The sequence below is a fragment of the Staphylococcus sp. GDX7P312P genome, assembly GCF_008385775.1.
GTDB lineage: Bacteria > Bacillota > Bacilli > Staphylococcales > Staphylococcaceae > Staphylococcus > Staphylococcus haemolyticus.
On the sequence record NZ_VUKI01000001.1, the window covers coordinates 41,466 to 55,534 of the forward strand.

The 14,069-nt window shown below is 34.1% G+C and carries 18 protein-coding genes; 17 read left to right on the forward strand and 1 reads right to left on the reverse strand.

Going from position 1 to position 14,069, the window contains the following annotated elements:
• The first annotated feature begins 66 nt into the window (after nt 1–66).
• The 16 genes from F1592_RS00230 to fabZ all read left to right on the forward strand — a co-directional run bounded on the left by F1592_RS00230 (nt 67) and on the right by fabZ (nt 12,813).
• On the forward strand, nt 67–591 hold the full coding sequence (locus tag F1592_RS00230; protein WP_037538819.1) for a TIGR01440 family protein: 525 nt from the start codon (nt 67–69) through the stop codon (nt 589–591).
• 26 nt (nt 592–617) lie between these two features.
• A complete protein-coding gene (gene glyA / locus F1592_RS00235; RefSeq protein WP_149809501.1) occupies nt 618–1,856 on the forward strand; it encodes a serine hydroxymethyltransferase in 1,239 nt (412 codons plus the stop codon).
• 26 nt (nt 1,857–1,882) lie between these two features.
• Nucleotides 1,883–2,512 (forward strand): uracil phosphoribosyltransferase, encoded by a 630-nt coding sequence (gene upp, locus F1592_RS00240; protein WP_011275234.1) that lies wholly within the window; start codon nt 1,883–1,885, stop codon nt 2,510–2,512.
• 18 nt (nt 2,513–2,530) lie between these two features.
• On the forward strand, nt 2,531–3,664 hold the full coding sequence (gene wecB / locus F1592_RS00245; protein ID WP_037538815.1) for a non-hydrolyzing UDP-N-acetylglucosamine 2-epimerase: 1,134 nt from the start codon (nt 2,531–2,533) through the stop codon (nt 3,662–3,664).
• A 154-nt stretch (nt 3,665–3,818) separates the two neighbouring features.
• Nucleotides 3,819–4,169 (forward strand): ATP synthase subunit I, encoded by a 351-nt coding sequence (locus tag F1592_RS00250; RefSeq protein WP_037538812.1) that lies wholly within the window; start codon nt 3,819–3,821, stop codon nt 4,167–4,169.
• Nucleotides 4,170–4,196: 27 nt separating this feature from the next.
• Nucleotides 4,197–4,922, forward strand: coding sequence for a F0F1 ATP synthase subunit A (atpB, locus tag F1592_RS00255; protein WP_011275237.1), 726 nt, complete (start codon nt 4,197–4,199; stop codon nt 4,920–4,922).
• A gap of 32 nt (nt 4,923–4,954) precedes the next feature.
• A complete protein-coding gene (atpE, locus tag F1592_RS00260) occupies nt 4,955–5,167 on the forward strand; it encodes a F0F1 ATP synthase subunit C (RefSeq protein WP_011275238.1) in 213 nt (70 codons plus the stop codon).
• Nucleotides 5,168–5,252: 85 nt separating this feature from the next.
• Nucleotides 5,253–5,783 (forward strand): F0F1 ATP synthase subunit B, encoded by a 531-nt coding sequence (locus tag F1592_RS00265; RefSeq protein WP_016931216.1) that lies wholly within the window; start codon nt 5,253–5,255, stop codon nt 5,781–5,783.
• A complete protein-coding gene (locus tag F1592_RS00270) occupies nt 5,783–6,322 on the forward strand; it encodes a F0F1 ATP synthase subunit delta (RefSeq protein WP_037538809.1) in 540 nt (179 codons plus the stop codon). Before F1592_RS00265 ends, F1592_RS00270 begins: the two co-directional genes overlap by 1 nt.
• 20 nt (nt 6,323–6,342) lie before the next feature.
• On the forward strand, nt 6,343–7,851 hold the full coding sequence (gene atpA, locus F1592_RS00275) for a F0F1 ATP synthase subunit alpha (protein WP_149809500.1): 1,509 nt from the start codon (nt 6,343–6,345) through the stop codon (nt 7,849–7,851).
• A 31-nt stretch (nt 7,852–7,882) separates the two neighbouring features.
• Nucleotides 7,883–8,749, forward strand: coding sequence for an ATP synthase F1 subunit gamma (gene atpG / locus F1592_RS00280; RefSeq protein WP_011275242.1), 867 nt, complete (start codon nt 7,883–7,885; stop codon nt 8,747–8,749).
• 21 nt (nt 8,750–8,770) lie between these two features.
• Nucleotides 8,771–10,183 carry a F0F1 ATP synthase subunit beta gene (gene atpD / locus F1592_RS00285; protein WP_011275243.1) on the forward strand — a complete coding sequence of 471 codons (1,413 nt, stop codon included), beginning with the start codon at nt 8,771–8,773 and terminating at the stop codon, nt 10,181–10,183.
• Between the two features lie 20 nt (nt 10,184–10,203).
• Entirely contained in the window at nt 10,204–10,605 is a 402-nt protein-coding gene (locus tag F1592_RS00290) for a F0F1 ATP synthase subunit epsilon (protein ID WP_011275244.1), read from the forward strand.
• A 127-nt stretch (nt 10,606–10,732) separates the two neighbouring features.
• Nucleotides 10,733–10,966 carry a DUF1146 family protein gene (locus F1592_RS00295; RefSeq protein WP_011275245.1) on the forward strand — a complete coding sequence of 78 codons (234 nt, stop codon included), beginning with the start codon at nt 10,733–10,735 and terminating at the stop codon, nt 10,964–10,966.
• Between the two features lie 104 nt (nt 10,967–11,070).
• Nucleotides 11,071–12,336 (forward strand): UDP-N-acetylglucosamine 1-carboxyvinyltransferase, encoded by a 1,266-nt coding sequence (gene murA, locus F1592_RS00300; RefSeq protein ID WP_149809499.1) that lies wholly within the window; start codon nt 11,071–11,073, stop codon nt 12,334–12,336.
• A gap of 39 nt (nt 12,337–12,375) precedes the next feature.
• Nucleotides 12,376–12,813, forward strand: coding sequence for a 3-hydroxyacyl-ACP dehydratase FabZ (fabZ, locus tag F1592_RS00305; RefSeq protein WP_016931213.1), 438 nt, complete (start codon nt 12,376–12,378; stop codon nt 12,811–12,813).
• 50 nt (nt 12,814–12,863) lie between these two features.
• Here fabZ and F1592_RS00310 read toward each other — a convergent pair whose 3' ends face one another.
• Nucleotides 12,864–13,307: a YwpF-like family protein gene (locus tag F1592_RS00310; RefSeq protein WP_011275248.1), complete on the reverse strand. Its 444-nt coding sequence runs from the start codon at nt 13,305–13,307 to the stop codon at nt 12,864–12,866.
• A gap of 187 nt (nt 13,308–13,494) precedes the next feature.
• On the opposite strand from F1592_RS00310, the gene F1592_RS00315 reads away from it, so the two are divergent.
• Nucleotides 13,495–13,893, forward strand: a complete 399-nt coding sequence (locus F1592_RS00315; protein WP_011275249.1) for a single-stranded DNA-binding protein — start codon at nt 13,495–13,497, stop codon at nt 13,891–13,893.
• The last annotated feature ends 176 nt before the right edge of the window (nt 13,894–14,069 follow it).

Below are 14,069 nucleotides of genomic sequence, written 5' to 3' on the forward strand. Positions count from 1 at the left end.
ATAATGAAGAAGTATAGCTAGTTTGCTATGCTTCTTTTTAATTATGTATTTAAGGTGGAGATTTTAATGCAAGAACTTAAAACTTTGCTTGATGAACTTAAATCGCAATCATTTTTCAATGAAAATGAAATTTGTGTGATAGGATGTTCGACTTCTGAAGTTATAGGACAGAAGATTGGTTCTGTAGGGTCAATGGAAGTTGCTGAAGCGATCTTTAATGCATTAGAAGAAGTGAAACAAGATACTGGTGTTTCTTTTGCATTCCAAGGTTGTGAACACATTAATAGGGCAGTCACAATTGAACGTGAAGATTTCAACCCTCTAACTATGGAAGAAGTCACTGTTGTTCCCGATGTTCACGCAGGAGGAAGTCTTGCTACATATGCTTATAAGCATATGAATGACCCAATCGTAGTTGAACATATTTCTGTACCTAAAGGTATTGATATAGGTCAAACATTAATTGGAATGCATATTAAACACGTTTGTGTACCGGTTAGGACAAGTGTCAAACAGGTTGGTGAAGCAATTGTAACGATTGCAACCTCAAGACCTAAGAAAATCGGCGGTGAACGAGCTAAATACGAATAAGCTTGAAAGCGTAGGAGGGGATTTTTATGTCTTATATCCAAAATCAAGATAAAGCTGTCTATGAAGCGATTCAAAATGAATACAATAGACAAAATAACAACATTGAATTAATAGCATCTGAAAATTTTGTATCTGAAGCGGTAATGGAAGCACAAGGTTCTGTAATGACTAATAAATATGCTGAAGGCTATCCTGGTCGTCGTTATTATGGTGGTTGTGATTATGTAGATGTTACTGAAACAATTGCTATCGAACGAGCTAAAGCATTATTTGGTGCTGAACATGTAAATGTGCAACCACATTCAGGTTCTCAAGCAAACATGGCAGTTTATCTTGTCGCTCTAGAGATGGGTGATACTGTTTTAGGAATGAATTTAAGTCATGGTGGTCACTTAACACACGGGTCACCAGTTAATTTTAGTGGTAAATTCTATAACTTTGTTGACTATGGTGTAGATAAGGAAACTGAAAAAATTGACTATGAAGTGGTGCGTCAATTAGCACATGAACATAAACCGAAATTAATAGTTGCAGGTACATCAGCATATTCTAGACAACTGGATTTTAAAAAGTTTAAAGAAATCGCTGATGAAGTTGGTGCTAAATTAATGGTTGATATGGCCCATATCGCTGGTTTAGTAGCAGCAGGTTTACACCCAAATCCTGTTGAACATGCAGACTTTGTCACTACAACTACTCATAAAACAATACGTGGCCCACGTGGAGGCTTAATTCTTTGTAAAGAAGAGTATAAGAAAGATATAGATAAAACAATATTCCCTGGAATTCAAGGTGGCCCATTAGAGCATGTCATTGCAGCTAAAGCAGTTGCGTTTGGTGAAGCGCTTGAGCAAGATTTTAAAGTTTATCAAGAACAAGTAATTAAAAACGCTAAAGTACTTTCACAAACATTGCAAGAAGAAGGCTTTAGAATTGTTTCAGGAGGAACTGATAATCATTTACTTTCTGTAGATGTTAAAAATTCAGTTAATGTTACTGGTAAAGAAGCTGAAGCGACTTTAGATTCTATTGGAATAACATGTAATAAAAATACAATCCCATTTGATCAAGAAAAAGCTTTCGTAACAAGTGGTATACGTTTAGGTACACCTGCAGCGACTACGAGAGGCTTTGATGAGGAAGCGTTTAAAGAAGTAGGTCGTATTATTAGCTTAGCACTAAAAAATCCTAATAATGATACTAAATTAAAAGAAGCAAGAGAAAGAGTAAGTCGTTTAACTGCTAAATATCCGCTATATGAATAATTTATAAAATTTTGGAGGAAATATAAATGAGTAAAGTACATGTATTTGATCACCCACTAATTCAACACAAATTAAGTTACATCCGTGATATGAATACGGGAACTAAAGAATTTAGAGAACTTGTTGATGAAGTAGGCATGTTAATGGCGTATGAAGTTACTAGAGATTTAGAACTACAAGATGTAGAAATTAAAACGCCAGTAACAACAATGACTGCAAAAAGATTAGCTGGTAAAAAATTAGCTATCGTTCCAATTCTTAGAGCTGGTTTAGGTATGACAGATGGTGTGTTAAGTCTAGTACCAGCAGCTAGAGTAGGTCATATTGGTCTATATCGTGATCCTAACACATTAAAAGCAGTAGAATACTTTGCTAAACTTCCACAAGATATTGATGAGAGACAAATCATTGTTGTAGATCCAATGCTAGCAACTGGAGCATCAGCAATTGAAGCCATCAATTCATTAAAGAAACGCGGTGCAAAAAATATTAGATTTATGTGTTTAATTGCAGCACCAGAAGGTGTAGAAAAGATGCAAGAGGCGCATGATGATGTAGATATTTATATTGCAGCATTAGATGAAAAATTAAATGACAAAGCATACATTACACCTGGTTTAGGTGATGCTGGGGACAGATTATTTGGTACAAAATAGTATTTAGGAGCTTAAAGTATGAAAAAAATTATGACAGTCTTTGGTACTAGACCAGAAGCAATTAAGATGGCACCTTTAGTAAAGGCACTCGAATATGATGCTGAGTTAGAACCAATGATTGTTGTAACTGCTCAGCATCGTGAGATGTTAGATTCAGTATTACATACTTTTAACATTAAGCCACATTATGATTTAAATATTATGAAGGAAGGTCAAACACTTTCCGACATTACCTCAAGAGCTATGACGAAACTTGAAGATGTTATAAAAAAAGAGAGACCAGATATGGTATTAGTTCATGGCGACACAACTACAACATTTTCTGGTGCTCTTGCTGCTTTTTATAATAAAGTTGCTATTGGTCATGTTGAAGCAGGTTTAAGAACGCGACATAAATATGCGCCATTTCCAGAAGAAGTGAATAGGCAAATGGTTAGCAATTTAGCCGATTTACATTTTGCACCTACTAAAGGGGCGGCTAATAATCTACTTCAAGAAAACAAGAGTCCTGATTCAATAATTATTACTGGAAATACTGCTATCGACACACTCGAACTAACTATACAAAAAGAATATACTTCAGATATTATAAGAAAACATCAAGGTAAACGTATTATATTATTAACTGTACATAGACGAGAAAATGTCGGACAGCCAATGATTGATATTTACAAAGCGATGCGCAAAATTGTGGATGAATATGAAGATATCGTTATTGTGTCTCCATTGCATTTAAATCCTAAAGTAAGAGAACTAGCTTACGAGTATTTAGGAGAACATGAACGTATAGAATTAATTGAACCACTCGATGTTGTAGATTTTCATAACTTTGCAAATAAAGCATATTTAATTTTGACTGATTCAGGGGGGATTCAAGAAGAAGCCCCTTCATTAAATAAACCTGTTCTTGTTCTAAGAGATGTAACTGAAAGACCAGAAGGTGTAACAGCAGGTACTTTAAAGGTTGTAGGTACTGATTTTGATAATGTTTTTAAATCAACAACAGAAATCTTAGAAAATCAAATGATTTATGATCAAATGGCCCTAACTCAAAATCCTTATGGTGATGGTAATGCATCTTTGAGAATATGTGAGAGTATAAAATATTATTTCGGCTTAACTTCAAAAATGCCAAAGTCTTTCAATTCATAAAATAATCATAATTGTGAACATTTTGTGACAATTAAAGAGTTAATTTTTACAACAATTTGAATAGAATTGACACACTATTTACCCTATATTATTATTAAATTTGTATGAGTGGAACGGTTTACATGGTTGTCATAAGTTAATTTGGAGGAAAAAAATGAGGCGTTTCAGCATCATATTTAAACAATTCATTCAATATTATATTTATTTTCTAATTTTATTGGGTGTATTGTATATCATTATTCCAAAACCTTTTATTCTTGGATTGATAATCGGCACAGTTGGATCTTTAATAAATACCTATATTTTCGAATTATATTTATCTCGGGCAAAGCAACCAGATAACATACATATTTCTACGGGCAATACTTGGAGGTACTTAGTCGCTATCATTGCGTGCGTAATATGGTTTTTATTAAAAGATTATGTCAATATTATTGGAGTAATGATAGGTCTTATGTTTTCTTATGTTTTAATCATACTACGCCCTCTACTGCTAAAGAGTTAAAATTTTAAGAACGAAAGAGGTGAGTACATGGATCACAAAAACCCGCTCGTGAGTTGGAATGTGTTTGGTTTTGATCTCGTTTTCAATTTAGCAAGCATCATGATGTTAGTTATTACAGCAATCATTGTTTTTCTTATAGCTATTATTTGTACACGTAATTTAAAGAAAAGACCATCAGGTAAACAGAATTTTATCGAATGGATCTTTGACTTTGTGAGAAGCATCATTGAGAGTAATATGGCTTGGAAAAAAGGTGGTCAGTTTCACTTCTTAGCTGTAACATTGATATTATTTATCTTTGTTGCAAACATGTTAGGGTTACCATTTGCTATAGTGACTAAAGATCATTATCTATGGTGGAAATCACCAACAGCAGATGCAACAGTCACATTGACATTGTCAACTATGATGATATTACTTACACACTATTATGGTGTGAAAATGCGTGGTACTAAGGCATACATAGGTAATTACTTCAAACCATTCTGGCCTTTAGCAATTATCAATGTTTTTGAAGAATTCTCTTCAACACTAACACTTGGACTACGTTTATACGGTAATATTTTTGCCGGTGAATTATTACTTTCATTATTAGCCGGTTTAGTTGTAAGTAGTGCTTGGGGTTGGATTATAGGTATTCCAGGTTTAATCGTATGGCAAGGATTTTCAATCTTTGTTGGCTCAATCCAGGCATATATATTTATCATGCTTTCAATGGTTTACATGTCCCACAAAGTAGCGGACACACATTAACTTAAACAAACATTTTAGGAGGAATTATTAATATGGGTTTAATCGCAGCAGCAATTGCAATTGGTTTATCAGCACTAGGCGCAGGTATCGGTAACGGTCTTATCGTTTCAAGAACAGTAGAAGGTGTAGCTCGTCAACCAGAAGCACGTGGACAACTAATGAGTATCATGTTCATCGGTATTGGTTTAGTTGAGGCATTACCTATCATCGGTGTTGTAATCGCATTCATGACTCTTTTCCAATAAGAAAATTTCATGGCGAAGTCACTTGGATCTTCGCCGTTCGTTTTATTTAATGGCAAGTGGTGATTAATTATGAAAGGAGTGTCAAATGCCAGTGAATGCATTAACTAATTCATTCGTTCTAGGTGCAGCAGGTGGTGGTGTTGAATGGGGTACTGTCATTGTAACAGTTATCACATTTGCTATATTACTAGCACTACTTAAGAAATTTGCTTGGGGTCCATTAAAAGAAGTAATGGATAAACGTGAACGTGACATCAACAGAGACATTGATGAAGCCGAAGAAGCAAAACTAAATGCACAAAAACTTGAAGAAGAAAACAAAAAGACACTAAAACAAACTCAAGATGAAGTTCAACGTATTTTAGAAGATGCTAGAGTTCAAGCACGTAAACAACATGAAGAAATCATTCATGAAGCAAATATTCGTGCAAACGGTATGATTGAAACTGCTCAAAGTGAAATCAATAGCGAGAAAGAACGTGCATTAGCGGATATTAACAATCAAGTGTCTGAATTATCAGTATTGATTGCTTCTAAAGTACTTCAAAAAGAAATTTCAGAACAAGATCAAAAAGAACTTGTTGATAAGTATTTAAAAGAGGCAGGCGATAAATAATGGCAAATGTAGCAAATAAATACGCTAAAGCATTATTTGACGTCGCTATTGATAAAGACAGATTAGATTTAATGTATGATGAATTGAGTGAAGTAAGTGAAGCTACAAGAAACTATGGTGAAGATTTAAGAGCAATTGACTCAAATCCAAACCAACCAGCTTCTGAAAGACGCAAATTTGTTGGTATCGTTTTTGGAGATGCTAATTATTACTTAAAAAATATGCTAATGATATTAGCTAATAATCGTCATTTAGTACTTATCAATTCGATTTTTAAAGAATTCAAAAGTTTATATAATGAATATCATAATGAAGATTCAGCAATTGTTGAATCAGTTTATCAACTAAGTGATGAAGAACTTGATCGCATTAAAGACTTAATTTTAAAACAAACTAATTTATCACAAGTACATATTACTACGAAAATAAATCCAGAATTAATTGGAGGATTTAGAGTTAAAGTTGGTACTACTGTGCTAGATGGCAGTGTTAAAAAAGATTTAGAACAAATCGAACGCAAATTTAGAAGAGTAAACTAAAATAAAGAGGAGTGACATAGATGGCCATAAAAGCTGAAGAAATCAGTGCATTACTTCGCTCACAAATTGAAAATTATGAGTCTGAAATGTCTGTAACTGATGTTGGTACGGTACTCCAAATTGGTGACGGTATCGCATTAATTCACGGATTAAATGACTGTATGGCTGGTGAGCTAGTAGAGTTCTCAAATGGTGTTCTTGGTTTAGCTCAAAACCTTGAAGAATCAAATGTGGGTGTAGTTATTTTAGGACCATATACTGAAATTACTGAAGGCGACGAAGTTAGACGTACTGGACGTATTATGGAAGTTCCAGTTGGGGAAAAACTTATTGGTCGTGTTGTTAACCCACTAGGTCAACCTATTGATGGACAAGGTCCTATCAATACAACTAAAACACGTCCTGTTGAACAAAAAGCTACAGGTGTAATGGCTCGTAAATCTGTTGACGAACCACTTCAAACTGGTATTAAAGCGATTGACGCATTAGTTCCAATTGGACGTGGTCAACGTGAGTTAATTATCGGAGATAGACAAACAGGTAAAACAACAATCGGTATTGATACAATCTTAAACCAAAAAGGTTTAGATACAATTTGTATTTACGTAGCAATTGGTCAAAAAGATTCAACTGTACGTGCAAATGTAGAAAAATTGCGTCAAGCTGGTGCATTAGATTACACAATTGTTGTTTCAGCTTCAGCATCTGAACCTTCACCATTACTTTACATTGCACCTTACTCAGGTGTAACTATGGGTGAAGAGTTTATGTTCAATGGTAAACATGTATTAATCGTTTACGATGATTTAACTAAACAAGCTGCTGCTTACCGTGAGTTATCATTATTATTACGTAGACCACCAGGTCGTGAAGCGTATCCAGGTGACGTATTCTACCTACATAGTAGATTATTAGAAAGAGCAGCTAAACTAAATGATGATTTAGGTGGCGGTTCAATTACTGCGTTACCAATCATTGAAACACAAGCAGGGGATATTTCTGCGTACGTACCAACTAACGTAATTTCAATTACAGATGGACAAATTTTCTTACAATCTGATTTATTCTTCTCAGGTGTAAGACCAGCGATTAACGCAGGACAATCAGTTTCACGTGTAGGTGGATCTGCTCAAATTAAAGCAATGAAGAAAGTAGCAGGTACGCTACGTTTAGACTTAGCTTCGTATAGAGAATTAGAATCATTTGCACAATTCGGTTCTGATTTAGATGAATTTACAGCTAGAAAACTTGAAAGAGGTAAACGTACGGTTGAAGTCTTGAAACAAGATCAAAACAAACCACTTCCTGTTGAAAATCAAGTTTTAATTATCTATGCATTAACAAAAGGTTACCTAGATGATATTCCTGTAGAAGACATCACACGTTTTGAAGATGAATTGAATAGTTGGACTAAATCAAATGGTTCAGACTTATTAAATGAAATTAGAGAAACTGGTGGCTTACCATCTGATGATAAATTTGAAGCAACTATTAATGAATTCAAGAAAAGCTTTAGCAAATCTGAATAATTAAACTTTAAATTGAAAGGGTGGTGAGATAATGGCTTCATTAAAAGAGATAGATGGTCGTATTAAATCGACGAAAAAAATGAAACAAATTACCAAAGCGATGAATATGGTATCAAGTTCAAAATTACGTCGAGCTGAAAAAAACACTAAACAATTTGAACCTTATATGGAGAAAATGCAAGATGCTATTACTGCAATTGCAGGTGCTAGTAAAAATTCTAGTCATCCTATGCTTAGACCTAGACAAGTTCAACGTAGTGGCTACCTAGTTATTACAAGTGATAAAGGCTTAGCAGGTGCTTATAGTTCAAATGTACTAAAACGACTTATTAATGACATTAAAGAAAAGCATACTAGCAGTGACGAATATAGCATTATTGTATTGGGTCAATCTGGTGTTGATTTCCTTAAAAATAGAGGTTATGAAATTGAGAATTCGCTTGTTGATGTTCCTGATCAACCTTCATTTAAATCAATACAAGCAATTGCTAAACATGCGATTGACTTATTCAGTGAAGAACATATTGACGAATTAAAAATTTATTATAGTCACTATGTTAGTGTTCTTGAGAATAAACCAACAACTAAACAAGTTTTACCATTATCTCGTGAAGATTCTAGCCAAGGTCAAGGTCAAATGTCTTCGTATGAATTTGAGCCTGATAAAGAGTCTATCCTAAGTGTTATTCTTCCTCAATATGTTGAAAGTTTAATTTATGGAACGATTTTAGATGCTAAGGCTAGTGAACATGCAGCGAGAATGACTGCAATGAAAAATGCTTCTGATAATGCAACTGAACTTATTGATGACTTATCATTACAATATAATAGAGCTAGACAAGCTGAAATCACTCAACAAATCACTGAAATTGTTGGTGGTTCCGCAGCACTTGAATAATAATTTAAAGGAGGAAACAACATGAGTAATGGCCGTGTAACTCAGGTTATGGGTCCTGTTATTGACGTTCGTTTTGAACATAATGAAGTACCTGAAATTAATAACGCCTTAATCATCGAAGTTCCCAAAGAAGATGGTACTTTTGAATTAACGCTTGAAGTTGCATTACAACTAGGTGATGACGTTGTTCGTACAATTGCTATGGATTCAACAGATGGTGTTCAACGTGGTATGGAAGTTCAGAACACTGGAAAAGACATTTCAGTACCAGTTGGCGAAGTAACTTTAGGACGTGTATTTAACGTATTAGGTGACACAATTGATTTAGAAGATAAATTAGATGGTTCAGTAAGACGTGATCCAATTCATAGACAATCACCTAACTTTGACGAATTATCTACTGAAGTAGAAATTCTTGAAACTGGAATCAAAGTTGTAGACTTATTAGCACCATACATCAAAGGTGGTAAAATCGGTCTGTTTGGTGGTGCCGGTGTTGGTAAAACCGTTTTAATCCAAGAATTGATTAATAATATCGCACAAGAACATGGTGGTATCTCTGTATTTGCTGGTGTAGGTGAACGTACACGTGAAGGTAACGACCTATATTATGAAATGAGAGATAGTGGTGTTATTAAGAAAACAGCAATGGTATTTGGTCAAATGAACGAGCCACCTGGTGCACGTATGCGTGTGGCACTTTCTGCATTGACAATGGCTGAGTATTTCCGTGATGAACAAGGACAAGACGTTCTGTTATTCATCGATAACATTTTCAGATTTACTCAAGCAGGTTCAGAAGTATCAGCATTATTGGGACGTATGCCTTCAGCTGTAGGTTATCAACCTACTTTAGCTACAGAAATGGGTCAATTACAAGAACGTATTACATCAACGAATAAAGGTTCAGTAACCTCAATTCAAGCAGTATTCGTACCAGCCGATGACTATACTGACCCAGCGCCAGCAACTGCATTCGCTCACTTAGATGCTACAACTAACTTAGAACGTAAATTAACTGAGATGGGTATCTATCCTGCCGTGGATCCTTTAGCATCTACATCAAGAGCATTAGAACCAGCAATTGTTGGTCAAGAGCATTATGAAGTGGCACGAGATGTCCAATCAACACTTCAAAAATATAGAGAATTACAAGATATCATTGCTATTTTAGGTATGGATGAGTTATCAGAAGAAGATAAATTGACTGTAGAACGTGCACGTCGAATTCAATTCTTCTTGTCACAAAACTTCCATGTAGCAGAACAATTCACTGGTCAAAAAGGTTCATACGTTCCTGTTAAAACTACTGTAGCTGATTTTAAAGACATTTTAGATGGTAAATATGACCATATTCCTGAAGATGCTTTCCGTTTAGTTGGAAGTATGGAAGATGTAATTGCCAAAGCAAAAGATATGGGTGTTGAAGTCTAAACAATTAGGAGGTATAGATAATGAGTACAGTTAATCTTGATATTGTCACTCCTAATGGTTCAGTCTACGAAAAAGATGACGTTGAATTAGTTGTTTTTCAAACTACAGCTGGTGAAATGGGTGTCATGAGTGGGCATATTCCGACAGTTGCCGCATTAAAAACAGGCCATGTAAAAGTGAATTTTAGAAATGGTACTGAATATATAGCTGTTAGTGGTGGCTTTGTTGAAATTAGACAACATAAAGTATCTGTCATTGTTCAAACAGCTGAAACTGCAAGTGAAATTGATGTAGAACGAGCTAAATTAGCTCGTCAAAGAGCACAATCTCATTTAGAAGATCAGGATAACAGTGATATAAACAGAGCTAAAAGAGCGTTGGCAAGAGCTGAAAACCGCTTACGCGTAGCAGAATTAAAATAATTAAAAAGGTTTGGAAACTAACTTTAGTTTTCAAACCTTTTTTATGTTGTATCATAGTCACGATTAGTATCATTCTGTGCTTATTTAATGTACAATATAGTACAGAAATCTAAAAGGAGAGAATGTCATGGATTATATTGGACAATTTGCAATAGTACACTTAATTTTACATGTTCTGTGTATTTGTATAGCTTATTGGGCATTAAACTCTCTTAAATTAGATCAATTTTTTAAAAAAGGCTATGCTACTCAAGTACAAGTTTGTCTAATGTTTTTAGCGGTATTATTGGGTACAGCTGTTAGTAATTTTTTAATTGATTTATTACAATTCTCAACACAAGTGAAATTTTTATTTCAATAATGAGGTTATTGTAAATTCTTTTTAAAAATGGATATAATAAATAAATAATTGATTGAAAATCGGGAAATGATGATAGTAATAGGAGTTTAAAGTGGAGGATTATTATGGATAAAATAGTTATAAAAGGTGGCAATCGCCTAACTGGAGAAGTTAAAGTTGAAGGAGCTAAAAATGCAGTTTTACCAGTACTAACTGCATCACTGTTAGCATCAGAAGGTCAAAGTAAACTTGTTAACGTTCCAGATCTAAGTGATGTTGTAACAATAAATAATGTGTTATCAACATTAAACGCTAATGTGGAGTATAACAAAGAAGAAGGTGCTGTATTAGTTGATGCATCTACAACATTAAAAGAAGAGGCACCTTATGAATATGTTAGTAAGATGCGTGCGAGCATATTGGTTATGGGTCCTTTACTAGCTCGATTAGGACATGCCATTGTCGCATTACCAGGTGGTTGTGCAATTGGTGCACGACCAATAGAGCAACATATTAAAGGTTTTGAAGCTCTAGGTGCTGAAATTCACCTTGAAAATGGAAATATTTATGCTAGTACAAAAGATGGTTTAAAAGGTACAGATATTCATTTGGATTTCCCTAGTGTAGGTGCAACTCAAAACATTATTATGGCTGCTTCACTTGCAAAGGGTAAAACAGTAATTGAAAATGTTGCTAAAGAACCTGAAATTGTTGATTTAGCAAACTATATCAATGAAATGGGTGGTAAAGTTACCGGGGCTGGTACTGATACTATTACAATTCATGGTGTCGAAAAATTAAGAGGTGTTGAACATTCAATTATTCCAGATAGAATTGAAGCAGGTACCCTTATCATAGCTGCTGCAATTACACGTGGTGATGTATTTGTTCGAGACGCTGTGAAGGAACACATGACTAGTTTAATTTATAAACTAGAAGAAATGGGTGTTAATTTAGATTTCCAAGAAGATGGTGTAAGAGTCACTGCTGAGCATGAACTTAAACCAGTTGACGTTAAAACATTGCCACATCCTGGATTCCCAACAGATATGCAATCACAAATGATGGCGTTATTATTAACAGCTGAAGGTCATAAAGTGGTAACTGAAACAGTCTTCGAAAATAGATTTATGCACGTTGCCGAATTCAGACGTATGAATGCAAATATTACTGTAGAAGGCAGAAGCGCTAAAATACAAGGTAAGAGTCAATTACAAGGTGCTCAAGTTAAAGCAACGGATTTACGTGCAGCTGCGGCATTAATATTAGCTGGTTTAGTAGCTGAAGGTACAACTCAGGTTACTGAATTGAAACATTTAGACCGTGGTTACGTTAATTTCCATGAGAAATTAAAATCATTGGGCGCTAACATTGTAAGAGTAAATGATTAATAAGATAATTATCGTATAAACTTCTGGAGGACTTACATTATGGAAACAATTTTCGATTATAATCAAATTAAGCAAATCATTCCACATAGACAACCATTTTTACTAATAGACCGTGTAGTCGAATATGAAGAAGGCAAAAGATGTGTGGGCTTAAAACAAGTATCTGGTAATGAGCCTTTTTTCCAAGGACACTTTCCAGATTATGCTGTAATGCCTGGCGTACTAATTACTGAAGCTTTAGCTCAAACAGGAGCTGTTGCTATGCTAAACAGTGAAGAGAATAAAGGTAAAATTGCTTTATTTGCTGGTATTGATAAATGTAGATTTAAAAAGCAAGTAACTCCTGGTGATACTTTAATGTTAGAAGTAGAAATTACTAAAATTAAAGGTCCGATTGGAAAAGGTACAGCTAAAGCAACTGTTGATGGACAATTAGCTTGCAGTTGTGAACTAACTTTCGCAATTCAAGATGCCTAAATAATAAAAAAATTGCCTCCTAACTTAATAAAGTGTTAGGAGGCAATTTTTTATTCTCTCTCAAATTTTTCTTCTTTAAGTTTTGGTTTTGATTGCATCATTCGATTGAATGTTATTTTTAACTCTTCACCAGAAAGACCTTCATCAATTAACTGTTCTAATAAACTCTCTGCATATACTTGACGTAAAGTATAAATATGACAGTCAAATACTATTGACATTGTTGTTTCGAATTCAGAAATGCTTTTAATTGTGGCATCAAATAAAGCGGGATCATTTGAAGGACGCGTTATCACGACTCTAATGTCCAATAAAGTTTGATCATCATAATATTTTTTCATTGTCTCATAATGTGCATTTGAAATGACAACCTCTAAGAGCCAACCTGTGCCACTATTTTCTTTATTAATGATTACACCATCTTCTAACTCGAATTCAGTTATTCCACCATTCTCGTTTACGATTTGAAAACGTACAGCTTTAAATGTCTTCACTTCATCACATCCCCAAAAAATTTAAAATTATGCAAAAAATGAAATTATTAATAATCTAATATGAGTTTTACAATTATTTTCTTTAAATATATCAAACTTTGTGTATTAAGAGGAATAAAAATATTAAAAATAGAATTTTGACGCCTAAATTATAAATGAATAATATAGTTATAGAAGGAGGTAACACATGCTAAATAAAATTGTGATAGTAGGTCGATTGACCAAAAAGGCACAAATATTTGAAAACGAGGAGGTGAAGATAGCTACGTTCTGTGTTGCAACTGAGCGTAATTATAAAGATGAAAATAATGAAATAGCTTGTGATTATATTTTTTGTAAGGCATTTGGTAAAACAGCAACAAATATAGAATCATATACAGACCAAGGCACTTTAGTTGGTATTACAGGACAAATGAGATCTCGTAAGTACGATAAAGATGGCCAAACGCATTTTGTGACTGAATTATATGTTGAAACAATTAAATTTATGTCCCCTAAATCTAAAAACGATAATATTCTTCCTAACACCTCATATGATGAAGACGCTTATTCCTTTGATCACCTTGAAGTGATTGATGTTAACTAATGTTCTAATAACTCCATCCCTATTTACTATAAAAACTTCTTTTAATTATACTCTTGGCCTCTCTTATATAAAGAATTTATAAGGGAGGCTATTAAATTACCCATTTAATTATCTGAAAGATTTCATTAATATTACAAAGATAAGATGTTTATATACCTATTCAAAACTGTCATGAT

Excerpts from the sequence above, each read along its gene's own strand:
- atpD (WP_011275243.1), top strand. The coding sequence starts at position 8,771 with ATGAGTAATGGCCGTGTAACTCAGGTTATGGGTCCTGTTATTGACGTT.
- F1592_RS00265 (WP_016931216.1), top strand. The coding sequence starts at position 5,253 with ATGCCAGTGAATGCATTAACTAATTCATTCGTTCTAGGTGCAGCAGGT.
- atpE (WP_011275238.1), top strand. The coding sequence starts at position 4,955 with ATGGGTTTAATCGCAGCAGCAATTGCAATTGGTTTATCAGCACTAGGC.
- atpG (WP_011275242.1), top strand. The coding sequence starts at position 7,883 with ATGGCTTCATTAAAAGAGATAGATGGTCGTATTAAATCGACGAAAAAA.
- atpA (WP_149809500.1), top strand. The coding sequence starts at position 6,343 with ATGGCCATAAAAGCTGAAGAAATCAGTGCATTACTTCGCTCACAAATT.
- fabZ (WP_016931213.1), top strand. The coding sequence starts at position 12,376 with ATGGAAACAATTTTCGATTATAATCAAATTAAGCAAATCATTCCACAT.
- upp (WP_011275234.1), top strand. The coding sequence starts at position 1,883 with ATGAGTAAAGTACATGTATTTGATCACCCACTAATTCAACACAAATTA.
- F1592_RS00250 (WP_037538812.1), top strand. The coding sequence starts at position 3,819 with ATGAGGCGTTTCAGCATCATATTTAAACAATTCATTCAATATTATATT.
- murA (WP_149809499.1), top strand. The coding sequence starts at position 11,071 with ATGGATAAAATAGTTATAAAAGGTGGCAATCGCCTAACTGGAGAAGTT.
- F1592_RS00270 (WP_037538809.1), top strand. The coding sequence starts at position 5,783 with ATGGCAAATGTAGCAAATAAATACGCTAAAGCATTATTTGACGTCGCT.
- F1592_RS00230 (WP_037538819.1), top strand. The coding sequence starts at position 67 with ATGCAAGAACTTAAAACTTTGCTTGATGAACTTAAATCGCAATCATTT.
- glyA (WP_149809501.1), top strand. The coding sequence starts at position 618 with ATGTCTTATATCCAAAATCAAGATAAAGCTGTCTATGAAGCGATTCAA.
- F1592_RS00315 (WP_011275249.1), top strand. The coding sequence starts at position 13,495 with ATGCTAAATAAAATTGTGATAGTAGGTCGATTGACCAAAAAGGCACAA.
- wecB (WP_037538815.1), top strand. The coding sequence starts at position 2,531 with ATGAAAAAAATTATGACAGTCTTTGGTACTAGACCAGAAGCAATTAAG.
- F1592_RS00290 (WP_011275244.1), top strand. The coding sequence starts at position 10,204 with ATGAGTACAGTTAATCTTGATATTGTCACTCCTAATGGTTCAGTCTAC.
- atpB (WP_011275237.1), top strand. The coding sequence starts at position 4,197 with ATGGATCACAAAAACCCGCTCGTGAGTTGGAATGTGTTTGGTTTTGAT.
- F1592_RS00295 (WP_011275245.1), top strand. The coding sequence starts at position 10,733 with ATGGATTATATTGGACAATTTGCAATAGTACACTTAATTTTACATGTT.